This window comes from Arthrobacter sp. H41 (genome assembly GCF_000520535.1).
GTDB lineage: Bacteria > Actinomycetota > Actinomycetes > Actinomycetales > Micrococcaceae > Arthrobacter_D.
In genome coordinates this window covers 22638-39555 of record NZ_KI914776.1, presented here as the reverse complement: position 1 = coordinate 39555, position 16918 = coordinate 22638, and the positions used below count along the sequence as shown (strand labels likewise).

At 63.8% G+C, this 16918-nt stretch carries 14 protein-coding genes; 7 read left to right on the top strand and 7 right to left on the bottom strand.

Features of this window, described 5'->3' with window-relative positions; genetic code table 11:
- On the top strand, positions 1-685 hold a 685-nt coding region (locus Y705_RS0104920; RefSeq protein WP_026532042.1), incomplete at its 5' end, for a ParB/RepB/Spo0J family partition protein.
- A 1241-nt stretch (positions 686-1926) separates the two neighbouring features.
- On the opposite strand, the gene trxA is transcribed toward Y705_RS0104920, so the two are convergent.
- The 5 genes from trxA to Y705_RS0104895 all read right to left on the bottom strand — a co-directional run bounded on the left by trxA (position 1927) and on the right by Y705_RS0104895 (position 7571).
- Positions 1927-2250 (bottom strand): thioredoxin, encoded by a 324-nt coding sequence (trxA, locus tag Y705_RS0104915; RefSeq protein ID WP_026532041.1) that lies wholly within the window; start codon positions 2248-2250, stop codon positions 1927-1929.
- Between the two features lie 14 nt (positions 2251-2264).
- The gene (gene trxB / locus Y705_RS17525) at positions 2265-3350 is read right to left on the bottom strand and encodes a thioredoxin-disulfide reductase (protein ID WP_081737795.1); all 1086 of its coding nucleotides are present in this window, start codon (positions 3348-3350) and stop codon (positions 2265-2267) included.
- Between the two features lie 135 nt (positions 3351-3485).
- On the bottom strand, positions 3486-5060 hold the full coding sequence (locus Y705_RS0104905; protein ID WP_026532040.1) for a hypothetical protein: 1575 nt from the start codon (positions 5058-5060) through the stop codon (positions 3486-3488).
- A 72-nt stretch (positions 5061-5132) separates the two neighbouring features.
- Complete coding sequence (gene murJ, locus Y705_RS0104900) at positions 5133-6962, bottom strand: murein biosynthesis integral membrane protein MurJ (protein ID WP_026532039.1); 1830 nt, start codon at positions 6960-6962, stop codon at positions 5133-5135.
- A 78-nt stretch (positions 6963-7040) separates the two neighbouring features.
- Positions 7041-7571 carry an NUDIX hydrolase gene (locus tag Y705_RS0104895; protein WP_026532038.1) on the bottom strand — a complete coding sequence of 177 codons (531 nt, stop codon included), beginning with the start codon at positions 7569-7571 and terminating at the stop codon, positions 7041-7043.
- A 146-nt stretch (positions 7572-7717) separates the two neighbouring features.
- Between Y705_RS0104895 and Y705_RS0104890 the strand changes: the two genes are divergently transcribed.
- Both Y705_RS0104890 and Y705_RS0104885 read left to right on the top strand, forming a co-directional pair.
- The gene (locus Y705_RS0104890) at positions 7718-9190 is read left to right on the top strand and encodes a CCA tRNA nucleotidyltransferase (RefSeq protein ID WP_026532037.1); all 1473 of its coding nucleotides are present in this window, start codon (positions 7718-7720) and stop codon (positions 9188-9190) included.
- The gene (locus Y705_RS0104885; RefSeq protein ID WP_049822292.1) at positions 9187-9837 is read left to right on the top strand and encodes a histidine phosphatase family protein; all 651 of its coding nucleotides are present in this window, start codon (positions 9187-9189) and stop codon (positions 9835-9837) included. The genes Y705_RS0104890 and Y705_RS0104885 overlap by 4 nt, the downstream gene beginning before the upstream one ends.
- Before the next feature lies 1 nt (position 9838).
- On the opposite strand, the gene Y705_RS17520 is transcribed toward Y705_RS0104885, so the two are convergent.
- On the bottom strand, positions 9839-11038 hold the full coding sequence (locus tag Y705_RS17520) for a DUF418 domain-containing protein (RefSeq protein ID WP_049822291.1): 1200 nt from the start codon (positions 11036-11038) through the stop codon (positions 9839-9841).
- Between the two features lie 396 nt (positions 11039-11434).
- Between Y705_RS17520 and Y705_RS0104875 the strand changes: the two genes are divergently transcribed.
- The 4 genes from Y705_RS0104875 (at position 11435) to Y705_RS0104860 (ending at position 15610) form a co-directional block, all read left to right on the top strand.
- On the top strand, positions 11435-11725 hold the full coding sequence (locus tag Y705_RS0104875; protein WP_155849929.1) for a hypothetical protein: 291 nt from the start codon (positions 11435-11437) through the stop codon (positions 11723-11725).
- 118 nt (positions 11726-11843) lie between these two features.
- Complete coding sequence (mshA, locus tag Y705_RS0104870; RefSeq protein WP_026532034.1) at positions 11844-13091, top strand: D-inositol-3-phosphate glycosyltransferase; 1248 nt, start codon at positions 11844-11846, stop codon at positions 13089-13091.
- Between the two features lie 45 nt (positions 13092-13136).
- On the top strand, positions 13137-13943 hold the full coding sequence (locus Y705_RS17515; protein ID WP_049822290.1) for a phosphatase: 807 nt from the start codon (positions 13137-13139) through the stop codon (positions 13941-13943).
- Positions 13940-15610 carry a formate--tetrahydrofolate ligase gene (locus Y705_RS0104860; RefSeq protein WP_026532033.1) on the top strand — a complete coding sequence of 557 codons (1671 nt, stop codon included), beginning with the start codon at positions 13940-13942 and terminating at the stop codon, positions 15608-15610. Before Y705_RS17515 ends, Y705_RS0104860 begins: the two co-directional genes overlap by 4 nt.
- A 103-nt stretch (positions 15611-15713) precedes the next feature.
- On the opposite strand, the gene Y705_RS0104855 is transcribed toward Y705_RS0104860, so the two are convergent.
- Positions 15714-16790, bottom strand: coding sequence for an inositol-3-phosphate synthase (locus Y705_RS0104855; protein ID WP_026532032.1), 1077 nt, complete (start codon positions 16788-16790; stop codon positions 15714-15716).
- Positions 16791-16918 lie beyond the last annotated feature (128 nt).

The following is a 16918-nucleotide window of genomic DNA, read 5'->3' as shown; positions in this document are numbered from 1 at the left end:
GCCGATCGTGGTTCGGCCTTCCCCCGAAGGCGGTACTGCCGGCTACGAACTGGTGATGGGCGAGCGACGGTGGCGAGCTACCCGGGAGGCGGGGCTGGAAACCGTACCCGCCATCATCCGGCTCACGGCGGATGACGACCTTCTACGGGACGCCCTGCTTGAGAACCTTCACCGCAGTGCGTTGAATCCGCTGGAGGAAGCGGCCGCCTATCAGCAGCTATTGGACGATTTCGGTTGTTCCCATGAAGAATTATCAGGCCGGATCGGGCGATCGAGGCCACAAATCTCCAACACCCTGCGGTTGATGAAACTACCTCCGCTGGTTCAGCGCCGTGTAGCCGCCGGAGTGATCTCGGCGGGCCACGCGAGAGCGCTTCTTGGCCTCGCGGACCAGGCGGACATGGAAAAGCTCGCCCAGCGTATTGTTGCCGAGGGGCTATCCGTGCGGTCCACGGAAGAAATTGTGGCGATGAGCGGCGGCATGCGGAGTCCTGCTAAAACGTCGGGCCCGCGAACGGGGGCACGTCACGAAAGGCTCGATTATCTGGCGTCGTCGCTCTCGGATCGTCTGGACACAAGCGTGAAGATCACGTTGGGCGCGCGAAAAGGGAAAGTGAGCATCGAGTTCGCCTCCGTGGACGACCTCAATAGGATCATGACCGTTCTTGCCCCCGTCGATAGCTGATCCGCAACGGACGACAGACTCTGGGCGGCGGAAAGTCGTCTGCAGCTGGTGACGTCCTTCGAACTTGGCCCGGTGGGCGTCATCTTCTCTGCAACCGTGTGTAATTCCTGGTTCGGACCAAGCTGAGCCGCCTTGGGAGGTGCTGAGGCAGGGCCGATTGGGTGGCCTCGAGGTCCCTGGAGGACCGAATCCAATAGCGCCACTGTTCCACGTGAAACGGAACCATTGCTGCCCAGCGACCGCGGATAACCGGGCTTCAGCTGAATTCCGCGACATCTCGCCGTGATTGAGGTGCGGATGGGCCGGCTTCATCCGATCAGCGCGAGCGATAGGATGGCCGACACGCCAGCAACGCGTGTCCTCCCCTTGATAACGCTGCTTCCGGCCACAGATTGTTCCGACCGACGTTTCACGTGAAACGCTCCTTCGACGTAACGCGTCCTCCATGTCGCAGCGGTCTGAATATCGTCAGCGGTGCTGTTTGTCGGGACAGGATCGAATAGGAGCGGAGTGTGATCGGTTAGTCTGTTCTGCCTGTCCTCTGCCGAAGTCGGCTCTGCATAGTTCGAGGCGCTAACCAGGGGCACGTTGCACCCAACTGAAGTGCTTCAATGAAAGCCCACGTGAGGTGCCCGGTGGAAGCAGATGTCGGAACTTGAGTGAGAAGTGCATCGACACGCATTAGCGTGGACCAGGCCTAGCGCTGGCCGCCTGAACGCTGCCGCTCGTCCTGTTTCACGTGAAACGGGGTCATCGCTGAAGCAACGACTTGTTCGACAGCGAAGGACCAACTCGTCTTCAAGGGGTAGTACCGGTAGTCCCACGGCATCAGTAGGCGTGCCGGGCGCCCTGCGATCTCCGCGGGTACTGCCGGTGAGTGTTCAAGACCAATGGCCTAGAAAGGTTGCTGTCCACCTACTGAGCGAAATCGACCCACGGCAATGCTGCAGCACCTGAACACTCTTGAGGATGCACCCTTACGATCCGCATCGGTTTCACGTGAAACACGATCGGTAGGGGGCCGGCGCCTTCAATTCGAATGACTTCCTGCGCTACCTGCGCATCCGGAAAAGCTCCGTGAATGTTGAAGCCCTCGGCTGGATATTCGCCGGAAGCAGGCACGAGCCCGAGCAGCAGGCATGTGCTGCCTTCGAAAAATCCGGCCCGCGCAAAAGCCCGGTCCCCTTGGGCGACCGGGCTTTCGTGCGAGCGGCTTCATTCGATCAGGAGAATCCCCCTGATCAGATGAAAGCGGCGAACTCCTCTTCGAGGACGTGCTTCGGCTTGGCGCCGATGGAGGTTGCAGCGACCTCGCCGGCCTTGAACACGTATACCGCCGGGATCGACGTGATCCCGTACTTCGCGGCGATGGCCGGGTTGTCGTCGACATTCACTTTGACCACGTCGATCTTCTCCGCATGCTCAGCGGCGATCTCATCGAGGATCGGCGACAGTTTGCGGCAGGGCCCACACCACTCGGCCCAAAAATCAACGATTACAGGCTTCTCGGAGCCGAGAACTTCTGCTTCGAAAGAAGCATCGGTGACATCTCTTGCTGAACTCATTGGATCTCCCTTGGTTAGACGTTCGCGTGTTCTGACACGGCCTCGGCAGGAGGCGTAGGTACCGTTGCTGCGGTCGAAGCCAGATCGGCGATATCGGCGAGGTAGTGCTCTACGTCGATTGCTGCAACACAGCCTGATCCGGAGGCGGTAATCGCTTGGCGGTAGGTCGGGTCGATGACGTCGCCGGCGGCGAATACGCCGGCAACGGATGTTTTCGACGTCCTGCCCTGGACCGCGATCGTTCCCTCGGAGGTGAGGGTCAGTTGGTCCTTCACCAGTTCGACCCGGGGGTCATTACCGATCGCCACGAAAACACCGGTCACCGACAGGTCCGAAGTGGAGCCGTCCGTGGTGTCCCGCAGCGTCAGGCCTGTCACCTTGTCCCCGCCATGAATACCGACGACTTCCGAGTTCCAGGCGAAGCTGATCTTCTCGTGAGCGAAGGCACGGTCCTGCATGATCTTGGAGGCTCGTAATGTGTCCCGGCGGTGAACCACAGTGACGGACCGCGCAAATTTGGTGAGGAACAAAGCTTCCTCCATGGCCGAGTCCCCTCCTCCGACAACCGCGATGTCCTGGTCGCGGAAGAAGAACCCGTCGCACGTGGCACACCAGCTCACGCCGTGGCCGGAAAGTCGCTTCTCGTCGTCGAGCCCGATCTCCCGATAGGCGGAACCCGTCGAGATGATGACGGCCCGGGAAAGGAAAACCTCACCCGTAGCGATGGTCAACCGTTTGACCTCTCCGGCCAGCTCGACGGAGACGACATCTTCGAAGAGAATTTCCGTCCCGAACCGTGTCGCCTGCTTTTCGAACTGTTCCATGAGGTCGGGCCCCATCACACCGTCCGGGAATCCGGGGTAATTCTCGACGTCGGTCGTGTTCATCAGCTCACCGCCGGCTTTCACCGAACTCGCGATAAGCAGTGGCTTGAGGTTTGCTCGAGCTGCATACACTGCGGCGGTATAGCCGGAAGGTCCGGATCCGACGATGATGACATCGTGGATCTTCTGCTCTGCGTCCGGCGGATCCTGCTCGGTGGACGTCTGTACGTTCACGTCGGGGAGTGTAGTCACGGTTACTGTGGGCCTTCCTGTCATTGTCTACGCGGGCCTGCTGGTTGGTGCGATGAACCTGCGGACACTTACTCCAACGGTGCCCTGCATGTGCTTATTCCGCGGCGCCCGTTGATGTTTACCGGGATCCGCAGATCCCTGCACCGCGTTCATCCGGTCCTAGGAGATGCTGATCTCGGCGATCCTCAATCCCCAGGGAAACTGCGCCTGGATGTTGGACAGTCGAGGCAACTGGGTGAAGTTGATAATCACATACTGTGCCGTCGGGGGCCCGTCACTTCCTTCCGGAATCGGAAGGGAAATGGTTGGTGCGGTGAAGCCGCCCTGGGCTATCTGCTCCGCACCGGTCAGGGTCGGTTCATCGTTGACGAGGACGGAGAAGCTTCCGCCGGACCCGTTGAGCTGGGTGATGTCGACCTGGGAGATCGTCGATTCTTCCTTGAGTTCCACGACGAGCGCGAGGCTCTGCGCCAGCCCGCCGAAGACGTCGTTCGCGTACACGTAACTGCCCCAGAAAGTTGCGGGATTACCATCGATGGTCAGGGGCAGGAGCGCATCATTGGGAGCATCGAGCGCAGGGTTGTTCGGCACCAACCGCGTCACTCCTGCTGCCACCGGGGGCACCGACGCGGGAACCGGTTCCATCGACACACTCGGCTGTGCAGCGGAGGCTGTGGGCTGGGCTTCCGCCTGCGTGGTTTCGGCGGGACCGGCGGCGTCGTTGCTGAAATTACCCAGCTGGGTCGCTGCGAGGAACGCTGCGGCAACGAGGACAAGGGTGAGTACCGCGCCCACCAGGATCCGGCTGAACTTCCGGCTCCCGGAGTCGTCGTCGTATTCGTCGTGCTGTTCCCGGTCGTCCGAATCGGTGTCGTAACCTGCGTCGGTGTAGGCGTGGCCGTCGTCGGCGGGGCTGTCGTCAGCGTCCAGTGATTGGTTGTTCGCAGCAGTGGGGAAGTGGGATGCAGCCCGTTCGGGACGAGGGGAGGCGGCCGCGCCGCCGGCGAGCACGGCACCCGCTGCGACGCCGGCTGCGGGCGAGCTGCCGCGGTCCGGCGTATCGTCGTTGAGCCGCGTCACCTTGGCACTGTTTCCGTGCCCATCGGGTGTGCTCGTCCGCGGACCTTCGCGGGGCGGTTCGCTCGGCGGCACCGGCACACCCCGCGGGGCAGGACTCGAACCGGCCGGTGGGGATGGGTGATCATCCCGGTCGAAGACCGGCGAACCTCCGGTTTCCGTATCCTCCGCAGCGGTTGCCGACCTGCCGAACCGTCTGGAGAGACCCGCAAGGCGTGAGCGGCGTTCGGGCTGCTCCTCGCCGTGGTCGTCCTCGTCCTCGTCCTGGTCCTCCGGTTCGGTCGACCGCGTCACTCCGAAGATTTCGGACCCGAGTGTGTCGGTGAAGAAGGGCTCGGTGTAGAGCGGCTCCTGCTGCACGATCAGGTCCAGCAGGTCGGCGGCGGAGGCACGGTTGGTCACCAGGTACGTGCCGGCCTCGGTGATGGCGAGATCGAGCACCTGGATGCTGCCGGGCCGCTCGCCCGTCGCGACTTCCCGCGCACTTGCTGCGACTCTGTCCGCGTTGTCGGCGGAAGCGACAAGTATACTGACGGGCCGGTTCAGCACCTGATCCATGCCGTCGAGCACGAGGTCCTTTTCAGCAGAAGCCAGGACGTAGGCGGTGACCTTGTACCGGCCCCCTAGTACTGACCCGACGTCTACTGCTTGTGGCACGTGTTCCTCCCGCGAAACTTGGTGATTTTTACCCATGCTACCGTTCGGCGCGATGAATTCTCGGTTCCCGGGCTACTTCCCCGGCCGCCGAAAACGCGCCAGCAGCGGAGCGAGGAAGTCGCTGAGTTCACGGACCCGAAGGAGCTTCAGCATCAGGAGATACACCCCGGCCATGGCCGCGCCACCGAGGATGAGCACGACGACGGCGTTCAGCTTCGATTCCCACACATAGCCGGCCAGCTGGTAGCCGCCGAAAAGCCACAGCACTCCGGTGCCCACCACGGCGGACACCATGCCGGCGAGGATGAAGCGCACGTGGACATCGAAGATCCTGCCCGCCCCATAGCGTCCGATCCTGCGGGTGAGGAAGATGTGGCTGACGACGACGGCGATGGCGTTCCCCAGCGAATAGCCGGCCGCCAGCACGGGCACGATCAGTTCCGGCGAGAAGGACCCCGCGATGATCGCGAAGCCCACCCCCATGACGGAGAGGATGAGCTGGATCTTCAGGGGTGTCTTGACATCCTCGTTGGCGTAGAAGACGCGGCTGAGGAAGAAATTCGCGCTGAGGAACGGGGCACCGAGGGCGAGGATGGCGATGATCACCCCGTTGATCGCGGCACTTTCCCTCGATTCACTGAAAAGTGCGCCGAGAGGGCCCGCGAAGGCCAGCAGCACCGCGGCACCGAAGACGGTGGCCACGCCGATGGTGCGCAGTCCGTGGGACAGGGTGGCCCTGACGGCGGGAAGGTCGTTCTCCGCGTGGGCCTTCGACAGCTGGTTGAACATCACCGTGGCAAGTGAAAGAGCAATGACCGAGTGCGGGAGCTGGTACACGAGTGCCCCGAATTCGAGGTTGGTCAACCCTGCGATCAGTACCGGGGGATCCTGCTCGAGGAAGGTTGCGCGGGCTTCCGAGGCGATGGTCGCTACCTTCTGGTTGACCAGGTAGAGCCCGTTGCCCACGAGCATCGTCACGATGGTCACCGATGCGAGCTTGCCCGTGCGGCCGAGGCCGGTCCCACGAAGCCCGAAGCGGGGACGCAGCCCGAGGTGCAGTCTCTTCAGCGGGATGAACAGGACGAGGGCCTGGATGACGATGCCCACGGTGGTGCCGCCGGCCAGGAGGAGTGTCTGATCGCTGGTCCACGTCTCCGGCGTGTGCTGCTCGCTCTGTTCGGCGCCCATCAACACGATGAAGATGACCAGGAAGATGATCGACACGATGTTGTTGACCACGGGAGCCCACATGTACGGGCCGAACGAACCGTTGGCATTCAGCACCTGGCCGGTGACGGCATAGATGCCGTAGAAGAAGATCTGCGGCAGGCACCAGTACGCGAAGGTCACGGTCAGTGCGAGCCTGTCACCGGTGATGCTGGTGGTAAGCCCCACGATGAAGGGCGCGGCGAGTGTCACAAGAATGGTAAGGACCAGCAGGACGGCGGCGGTGAGCGTCATCAGGCGGCTGACGTAGTCGGCACCGCGGTCCGGCAACCTGCTGGCCCGGATGATCTGCGGAACCAGGACGGCGTTGAAAACACCCCCGGCCACCATGAGGTAGATGAAGTTCGGCAGGTTGTTCGCGGACGTGAAGAGGTCCGAGACCTGGCCTGAAGCGCCGATCGCGGTGGCCAGGAGAGCAACCCGGACCAGACCGAGCAATCGTGAGACAAGGGTGCCGGCAGCCATGATTGCACTGGAACGCGCGGTGGTGTCCGTGCCCGGCGCATTCCGGTCCGGTGCGGTCTCATCCGTCCCAACGCCGTCCGGAGCGCTCTGGACCGGGTATTCGTCAGACGACGCGCTCTGGCGCGGTGCGTTCGGCCCCGGGGGTGCGGCGTTCGGCCGGCCGACGCCGGCGTCCTGAACAGGGATTGAGGCTGTGTTTTGTTCCGACATCGCACATCATCGTCTCATTCAATCGACGCGCTGCAGCAATCTGGGCGTGCGGCGTGGGCCGCCCCTGCCCGGTCGCGCCTAGAGATACTCGGGTAGGACTTCCCGGGCGAGGTCGGCAATGCGCCGCTCATTGGGGAAGGACAGCCTGCGGCCGAGTTCATTGAGCGGTACCCAGGCTACGTCCACGGCCTCGTGGTCGGGGTCGTTCTCAATGGTGAGATAACCGCCCGTGGCCACGAGCAGGAAATGGTGGACCGTCTTGTGCACGCGATGGCCGCTGACGGTGAACCAGTAGTCGATGCTTCCGAGGGCGGTGAGGATGCGGCCCTGGATGCCGGTCTCCTCCTCGATCTCCCGGACAGCAGCCTCTTCGCTGTTCTCCTTGTTTTCGGGATGGCCCTTCGGCAGGCACCACTCGAGGCGGCCGCCGCGGTTCAGGCGCGCAATGATCGCGACGTCGAGGGTTTCCCGCGCGGTATCGATGACAATCCCACCGGCCGAGACCTCCTCGACCGTGGGCAGCTGATGATGAACCGCAGGCATGCCCGTTACGCCCATCGACACTGTCAAAGGGGTGCGTTTTGGTGCACTTGGAACGGGGCGGTCCATGGCACCACTCTAACGATCTTTAACTGCCGGTGATGACGACGACGGATGCCCGGCGAGGCTCCGAAGTGCTTCCCGGTGCGATCCTCTTCGCAACCCCGAGCGGGCGTAGTGGGAATTCCCCTCCCATCTGGCACCCTTAAAGGACTATGGCTCACCTGTTGGATTTGTCGACCCTGACCGCCCCGCTCCCGGCCGTTGTACCGGCGTTGGGGGAACTTTTCAGCAGCGCGGGGTTCGAGCTGTCCCTGGTCGGCGGGCCGGTGCGGGACCTCTTCCTGGGCAGGGTCTCGCCGGACCTCGATTTCACCACCAACGCGGATCCCGACCGGACGATCGCCGTCATCCGGCGCTGGGCTGACACGTACTGGGAGATCGGCAGGGCTTTCGGAACCATCGGTCTGCGCAAGGACGGCCACCAGCTGGAAATCACCACCTACCGTGCCGAGTCCTACGATCCAGGCTCCCGGAAGCCGGCCGTCGCTTTCGGGACGAGCCTCGAGGATGACCTTTTCCGGCGCGACTTCACCATCAATGCCATGGCACTGAGACTGCCCTCCCTTGAGCTCGTCGATCCGTGGGGCGGGGTGAAGGATCTTTCGGCGGGTGTGCTCCGCACGCCGGGCGCACCGTCGTCGTCGTTCAGTGATGATCCCCTGCGGATGATGCGCGCGGCGCGATTCGTATCCCAGCTCGGCGTGCGTGTGGCGCCCGAGGTGCTCGAGGCGATGACGTCGATGGCCGAACGCATCGGAATCATCTCCTCGGAGCGCGTGCGGGACGAGCTGATGAAGCTGGTCCTGGGAGCTGCGCCCGCCAGGGGGATCGACGTGATGGTGGAGACCGGCCTCGCCGACCATGTGCTGCCCGAAGTGTCGGCCCTCCGCCTCGAGATCGATGAGCACCATAAACACAAGGACGTGTACCAGCACTCGCTCACCGTGATGGAGCAGGCGTGCAGTCTCGAAACGGACGACGCCGGCGCCGTGCCCGCGCCCGACTTCGTGCTGCGGTTCGCCGCGCTGATGCACGACATCGGCAAACCTGCCACGCGGAAGTTCGAGGCCAGTGGAGCCGTGAGCTTCCGCCACCACGACGCCGTCGGCTCGAAGCTCACCGCCAGACGCATGCGGGAACTGCGGTTCGACAACGACACCATCAAGGCCGTCGCACGCCTCGTGGAGCTGCACATGCGCTTCTATGGTTACGGTGAGGCGGGGTGGACAGATTCCGCAGTGCGCCGGTATGTCAACGACGCCGGCCCGCTCCTCGAGCGGCTGCACCGGTTGACGCGCTCCGATGTCACCACCCGTAACAGACGGAAGGCCGAGCGGCTCGCCTTTGCCTACGACGACCTCGAGACGCGGATCGCCGCGCTCGCCGAGCAGGAGGAACTGGCATCGATCCGGCCGGACCTCGACGGCGCGGCGATCATGGAGCTCCTCCAAATCCGTCCCGGCCCCGTGGTGGGGCGTGCCTACCGTTTCCTCATGGAGGAGCGGATGGAGCACGGACCCCTCGGGCGGGATGCCGCTGAGACACGGCTGCGTTCGTGGTGGAGTGGGCAACCCGAATCGCAGCTAACTGCCGACGCGCATCCTTCGGAAAGCAGGAAAGCATGACTCCCTCGACCGGTGCTGCAACCCCCGACCTCACTCCGGTGGGAACCCCCCTGCCACGATTGTGGCTCCTGCGGCACGGGGAGACGGAGTGGTCCCGCGACGGCAGGTACACGGGCCTGACCGACCTCCCCCTGACCGGGAACGGCGAGCGGCAGGCCGTCGAGGCGAAGCGGCACTTCGAAGGTGTGGCGCTCGACGCCGTCTACACCTCGCCCCTGCAGCGTGCCACCCGGACCGCTGCGCTCGCCGGTTTTCCGGATGCCGAGGTCCTTCCCTACGCCCACGAGTGGGATTACGGCGACAATGAGGGGCAGAGCAGCGCCCTGATCCGGCAACAGAACCCCGGCTACCTGATCTGGACACACGGAGTGCCGCAGGGTGAATCCCTGGATCAGGTGGCGGAACGGGCCGACCGCATTATTTCCCTGGTACAGGCGGGCTGCGGCACTCCGGCCGACCGGGACCCGCAGGCTCAGCCGGTACAGAACGCGCTCCTCGTGGCCCACGGCCACTTCCTGCGGATCGTGGCAGCGCGCTGGCTCTCATTCAACGCGGCCGAAGGACGGCGCTTCGTGCTCGGGACCGCCGCAGTCTGCGCGCTGGGCTGGGACAAGCAGACCCCGGCAATCGTGCACTGGAACCTGTAGGTCATTCCAGAGGTCCACTGCCCCGATCCTGTGCGTCCTCGGTCCGCGCCGGCCTCCACCGATAAGTCACCCTTCGCAGCGCCCACTCCGCCGGGCCTTGCGCGAAGTGAGCGAGCCACCAGCGACTGAGCGCCAACTGGGCCGAAAAAACTCCGACGACCAGAAGCACCACCAGAAGCGGAGGTAGTTGATCAGCCAGCTGCAGCCCGTAACCCGTGAAGACCAGCGCCAGAACGGCCGACTGCAGGAGATAGTTGCTGAGGGCCAGCCTTCCTGCGGGTTCAAGGACCCGCAGGAGCCTCCTGCCCCACCGCGTCCGGAAGGCCAGGAGCAGCGCTGCGGCATAGCTGACGGTAAGCAGCGGTGAGGTGGCCACGGAGATGGCCGTCGCCAGCGTGGCCGAGGCGTCGTCGCCGCGGTAATGCACGAGGTAAGCCTGCACCGTGGCCGCCGCGAGGCCCAGGGGCAGACTGAAGAAAATGGCCTTGCGCAGAATCCGGCCGGGGATCTGCCTCTCGATGAGGCGTACCTTTCCCGCCGCCACCCCAGCATATAGCGCTGCCAGGGCCAGCGGCCCCTGGAAGAACACCACGGACGGGAGGATGCGCAGGTAGGTATCAGCGTTCTCACCCAGCGCCGCTCCGGCGGACGTCGTCACTCCGGGAATTTCGGTTCCCGCCACCTCTGTGATGCCCGGCGGGGCCGGCTCGAGAACGGCGGCAAGGACCATCAGCAGGGCTGTCAGCAGCAGGAGCAAGGCGACGGCCCCGGTGAGGACGATGCCGGTGACCAGTGCTGCCCGCGGGCCGGCAGCCCTGGTGGCGAGTAGGATGCAGCCGAGCAGGGCATAGGTCAGCAGGATGTCGCCGTAGAAGAGGAAGACTCCGTGCAGGATCCCCAGAACCGCAAGGAAACCCAGCCTGCGCAGCGTCCGGGAAACCAACGGAGCGGAGGCATCCCGGGCCGAGGCCCATTGGAGAACGAAGCTATAACCGAAAAGAAATGAGAACAGCAGGTAGAACTTCGCCTCGAACAGCGCGGTGACCAGGAAACGCACAAGGGTGTCCAGCCCGGAATTCGTTGGATTCGGTGACCCGGAGAGCGTCCAGGGATCAGCGAAATACCACACGTTGACCATGAGGATCCCCAATAGCGCGAAAGACCTCAGGGCATCCAATTCGCGGACCCGCAGGGAACCCATGATCGACCCGCCTCCATATTCGCGGATCCGAAAAAAGATCCGACTATTTTCCGGAAAACACTGTACTAACGCTTCTCCTCTACGGTAGCTTTACTTCATGCCATTGGGCATTCCCAACCGAAGGGTCTCCTGACGACGGGAAGCACGGCACTCCAGCTATCGGCACTACAGGAACAGGAGGTAGGGATTGTGAACACACCAACGAGCGGCATCTTCACCCTCGGCACCGGCCCTGCCTTCGTCATCCGGCCCAGTTAGCACGCCGCCGGCTCTCCTCCGGCACTTTCCGGCACGGCATCCCAGGGATTCAAGCCTTCTGCGAGTCGCCGTTTCTTTTTCGAAACCGTTCCCAATTCTGCGGTTTCTTTTATTCTCCTTCCTTTTTGAAAGACAATGATGCCTGATTCCCAGCTCTCCTCTACCCAGTTACAGCAGGACATTCCGCAGCAAAGCGAGTTTCTCATGGCGGGTTCCCTGACCCCTGACCGGAATTCGCCGGTACTACCCGAATCCGAAGAAGATACCCCAATGCCCGGATTCCACCGTCGCAAGAAGGTGCGGCGCATGATCCGAAAACTCAGGAACAGCCTGCCCTTGTGGGAACGGATCCGGATCCAGCGGGTCGACAGCGCCTGGGACGGCGCCCAGCGCTTTGTCCTGCCACAGCACAGCATGTACATCAAGTAGGGCGGGCCAGGGGTCCGTGCGGCCCTGCGGCTTCGGAATGTGGTGCGGCGCCGTCGCGTTATAAAGTCGAAGGCGTATCCCCCTGTTGCACGAGCACCAGTTCCGGAGAGGAGGAGGTGTGCCCCCCGTCAAACGCGTGGCGATGCTGTCGCTTCACACCTCTCCACTCGAGCAGCCCGGAGCGGGAGATGCGGGGGGAATGAACGTCTACGTCCGCTCCGTTGCGCTTGAACTGGCCAGGGTCGGCATCGAGGTGGAGATCTTCACGCGCGAAACCGGCGACGGCCGGTCCAAGCGCGAGGAACTCGGCGACGGCGTCGTGGTGCACCACCTCATTGCCGGGCCGAGCGGGAAGTTGCCGAAGGAAGCGTTGCCGGAGCTGTCTGATACTTTTACCGATGCCATCTCCGAAGTGACCGATCTGTTGGCTGACGGGCACTACGACGTCCTCCATTCCCACTACTGGGTGTCAGGAACTGTCGGTCTGAAAGTGGGTCGCAACCTCAACATCCCGCTGGTGCATTCGATGCACACCATGGCGAAGGTCAAGAACCTGCGGATGAAGAATCTCGTCTCGCCGGAGCCGTCCGACCGCATTGTCGGCGAGCAGGCACTGGCGCGGGAAGCGGCACGGATCATCGCCAACACCAGCACCGAGGCATCGGAGCTCACCTCGCTCTATGGGGCGGCGCGGGAGCGGGTGGACGTTGTTGCGCCGGGCGTGGACCTTTCCACCTTCAACCCCGGAGGCCGCGACCGGTCACGCTCCCGTCTCGAGTTTCCGCCCGAGGCGTTCCACATCGTTTTTGCCGGCCGTATCCAAAAGCTGAAAGGACCGCAGGTGCTGGTGGCGGCCGTACGTGAGCTGAAGTCACGCCGGCCGGACATCCCCCTTACAGCAAGCATCCTCGGTTCGGGCAGCGGCTCGGAAGCCCTGAAGCTGCAGCCAATGATCGACGACGCCGGGCTCCATGACACGGTGCGGCTGTATCCACCGGTTCAGGCGGCGCAGCTGGCGCATTGGTTCCGTGCGGCGGACGTGGTGGTGATGCCGTCCTACAGCGAGTCCTTCGGACTCGTGGCACTTGAAGCCCAGGCCTGTGGGACGCCGGTGATCGCGGCGAACGTCGGCGGCCTCCCGCAGGCGATCAGTGATGGCCGGACGGGGGTACTCGTTGACGGGCACCAGCCCGGGGGGTGGTCTACAGCACTCGAGAAGCTCCACGACAACCGTGAGTTGAGGGAGGGTCTCGGCCGTGGCGCGGCTACCCACGCCCTCGCCTTCGGCTGGCAACGGACGGCCCTCCTGACAGCGCAGAGTTACCGCACCGCCGTCGAGCAGTTCGAAGCCGCGCCGGCACTCTGATCCCGTCACACGACGGTCCCGGCAGCCCGGGCCTAGGATTGAAGAGTGAATCCCACCGAGCTAGCCCAGTACCTCGACTCCGTCCGCGTTACCGGGAACGTCGCCACGCCCCGGCAGGACAACCTGCGCCACATCCGGCTGTTCCTCGACGGGGACGAGAATCTCGAATTCGGGGTGCGCACCACCAGGAAGTGGACCTACGACGAGGTGTTCGACCTGATGTGCGAGCGTGTCGGCATCAGCGCCGATCGTTTCCTCGAATCGGGTCAGGACACCATCGATGCCGCCAGGTGCGTTGCCGCACTGGATCGATTCGCTGACCGCTTCGGCTCGGCAGTCCGTGCCGGCCAGCGGATCCTCTTCGCGACCGGACATCCGGCCGGGCTGCTTCCGGTGCACGCGGCCCTCGCGCAGGCGGCCCGGGATGCCGGCGCGGAAGTGGTGCAGGTTCCCGAGGGGAACCGCTTCCGCCAGGGCGACATCCGGCAGCTCTTCGGAGTGCTGATGTGGCATCAGCACGGCAACCTGATGCACACCCATTCCCCCGAACCGATGAAGCTCAGCCTCGAGCTCCTGGAAGACCGCGGCCTGCCGGCACCGGAGCTGGTGGTCGCCGACCATGGCTGGGCGGGATACGCCGCCGGATTCATGCCCGCGCTCGGTTTCGCCGACTGCAACGACCCCGGGTTGTTCGTTTCCGAGGCTGAAGGACAGCTGGAGGTGGCCGTACCGCTGGACGACAACGTATGTCCCAGCCTTTATCTACCGCTTATTGAATACCTACTTCGGAGGGCAGGGCTGGGAGAGCTGTCAGCCGTTGCTGCGGGGTCCGTCGGAAGGTTGGTCTCGTGAGCGACCTGGAGATCGCCCGGGGCGCGCGCATTCGCCCCATCGAGGACATTGCTGATGCTGCGGGTATCCCGCGGGAGGCTCTCGAGCTGTACGGCCGGTACAAGGCCAAGATAAATCCGGCGGAGCTGCGGCCGCCGGGGGCGAAGGAGCCCGGACGCGTTGTCCTGGTCACGGCGATGAGTCCCACACCGGCCGGTGAAGGCAAGTCGACCTGCACGGTCGGCCTCGCCGATTCGCTTGCTCGGGCCGGCCAGCGGGTGATGATCGCCCTTCGGGAGCCGTCCCTGGGACCGGTCCTTGGAATGAAGGGCGGCGCAACGGGCGGGGGCTACTCGCAGGTGCTGCCCATGGATGACATCAATCTCCATTTCACGGGGGATTTCCACGCCATCACCTCGGCGAACAACGCCTTGATGGCCCTTGTGGACAACCACATCCACCAGGGCAACGCGCTGGGGATCGATCCCCGGCGGATCACCTTCAAACGCGTGCTGGACATGAATGACCGCGCCCTCCGGGAAGTGGTGATCGGGCTGGGGGGCCCTGCCCACGGGACACCACGCCAGGACGGGTTCGACATCACCGTCGCCTCCGAAGTGATGGCCGTTTTCTGCCTCGCCACCGACCTACCTGACCTTCGGGAGCGGCTGGGAAGGATGACCATCGGTTACACGTACGATCGCCGGCCGGTCACCGTTCACCAGCTCGGGGTGGAGGGAGCGCTGACGCTGCTGCTCAAAGACGCCATCAAGCCGAACCTCGTCCAGACGATCGCAGGAACGCCGGCACTCATCCACGGTGGTCCCTTCGCGAACATCGCTCACGGCTGCAACTCGATCATCGCCACACGGACCGCGCGGCAGCTGGCCGACATCGTGGTGACCGAAGCGGGTTTCGGGGCGGATCTCGGGGCTGAGAAGTTCATGGATATCAAGGCGCGGTCAGCCGATGTGGCGCCGGACGCCGTCGTTGTCGTCGCGACCATCCGCGCACTCAAGATGCACGGCGGAGTCGCGAAAAGCGACCTTGCGACCCCCGATCCTGGGGCGCTGCAGGACGGCACGGCCAACCTGCTGCGGCATGTGCGAAATGTGGCGAAGTTCGGCATCGAGCCGGTCGTCGCCGTCAATCGCTTCACCACCGACACGCAGGAGGAGCTGGACTGGGTGATGCGCTGGTGTGCCCGCGAGGGGATCGAGGCCGCAATCGCCGACGTCTGGGGTGAGGGCGGAGGCGGGCCGGGCGGTGACGATCTCGCGGCTGCGGTGCTCAAGGCGCTGCAGCGCCCGGTGGAGTTCAGCCACCTTTACCCGCTCGAGCTGCCTGTGGAGGAGAAGATCAGGGTGATCGCCCGGGAAATCTACGGAGCGGACGACGTCGAGCTGTCCCCGCAGGCGCGTAGGCGCCTCGAGGAACTGGAGGCGAACGGGTGGGGGCACCTGCCGGTCTGCATGGCGAAAACCCAGTACTCCTTCTCCGACGACCCGTCGCTTCTTGGCGCTCCGAAGGGCTTCACCCTCTCCATTCGGGACCTTATTCCCAGATCCGGAGCGGGCTTCATCGTTGCCCTGACAGGTGCAGTGATGACCATGCCGGGGCTGCCGAAGGAACCAGCTGCGCTGAAAATGGATGTCGACACCGACGGCAGCACCGTCGGCCTGTTCTAGCCTCCGGCGGGGCGCTTATCCACAGGAAAGCGCCCCGTATGCAGGGCTTATCAACAGGTTGTCCACATTTCGACGGCTGTTCGCGCCGGAACGGGACTGTGGCTTATTCGCCGCGGATGAAGGCCTCGACCTTTTCGTGAGCGATGTCGTCGGCGAACTGCTGGGGCGGTGACTTCATGAAGTAGCTCGACGCCGAGAGGATCGGCCCTCCGATGCCACGGTCCAGCGCGATCTTGGCCGCCCGGATGGCGTCGATGATGACACCGGCGGAGTTGGGGGAATCCCAGACCTCGAGCTTGTACTCCAGCGAGACGGGGGCGTCTCCGAAGTTACGTCCCTCGAGGCGCACGAAGGCCCATTTGCGGTCATCCAGCCAGGCGACGTAGTCGGACGGGCCGATGTGCACATCGTTCGCGTGCAGATCGGCTTTCACGTTGGAGGTGACTGCCTGGGTCTTCGAGATTTTCTTCGACTCGAGGCGGTCGCGCTCCAGCATGTTCTTGAAGTCCATGTTCCCGCCGACATTCAGCTGGTAGGTCCGGTCGAGCGTCACGCCGCGGTCCTCGAAGAGCTTCGCCATGACGCGGTGCGTGATCGTCGCACCGATCTGGCTCTTGATGTCGTCACCGATGATCGGCACGCCGGCTTCGGTGAATTTGTCTGCCCACTCCTTGGTCCCGGCAATGAAGACGGGAAGGGCGTTGACGAACGCGACACCTGCGTCGATTGCACACTGGGCGTAGTACTTCGCGGCATGTTCCGAGCCGACCGGCAGGTAGCAGACAAGGACATCTGCCCGGGTGGCCTTCAGTTGTCCGACGATGTCCACGGGTTCCTCGTCGGATTCCACGATGGTTTCGCGGTAGTACTTCCCGAGGCCGTCAAGGGTGTGGCCTCGCTGCACGACGACACCGGTGGGAGGGACATCGGCAATCTTGATGGTGTTGTTCTCGCTTGCGTCGATCGCTTCGGCGAGATCGTGGCCCACCTTCTTGCCGTCGACGTCGAAAGCCGCGACGAATTCGACGTCGCCCACGTGGTATTTGCCGAACTGGACATGCATCAGGCCGGGAACGGTTCCCGAAGGGTCAGCGTCCCGGTAGTAGTGCACGCCCTGGACGAGCGACGCCGCACAGTTGCCGACTCCGATGATTGCTACCCGGATGGGGTTATTTCCCACAGTTCTCCTCAAAAGCCAAGAAATTGATCCACCTTCGGTCGCCGTCGAGGCGGGGTGGAACTTCCAGTCTACGTGGATTGGCGCCGTAAGCCGGTGGGCGGATGTCGCCAGCCACGAGGGATAGGCTC

Coding starts and splice junctions, on each gene's coding strand:
- trxA (WP_026532041.1), bottom strand. CDS start 2,250: ATGAGTTCAGCAAGAGATGTCACCGATGCTTCTTTCGAAGCAGAAGTT.
- trxB (WP_081737795.1), bottom strand. CDS start 3,350: ATGACAGGAAGGCCCACAGTAACCGTGACTACACTCCCCGACGTGAAC.
- murJ (WP_026532039.1), bottom strand. CDS start 6,962: ATGTCGGAACAAAACACAGCCTCAATCCCTGTTCAGGACGCCGGCGTC.
- Y705_RS0104895 (WP_026532038.1), bottom strand. CDS start 7,571: ATGGACCGCCCCGTTCCAAGTGCACCAAAACGCACCCCTTTGACAGTG.
- Y705_RS0104890 (WP_026532037.1), top strand. CDS start 7,718: ATGGCTCACCTGTTGGATTTGTCGACCCTGACCGCCCCGCTCCCGGCC.
- Y705_RS0104885 (WP_049822292.1), top strand. CDS start 9,187: ATGACTCCCTCGACCGGTGCTGCAACCCCCGACCTCACTCCGGTGGGA.
- Y705_RS17520 (WP_049822291.1), bottom strand. CDS start 11,038: ATGGGTTCCCTGCGGGTCCGCGAATTGGATGCCCTGAGGTCTTTCGCG.
- Y705_RS0104875 (WP_155849929.1), top strand. CDS start 11,435: ATGCCTGATTCCCAGCTCTCCTCTACCCAGTTACAGCAGGACATTCCG.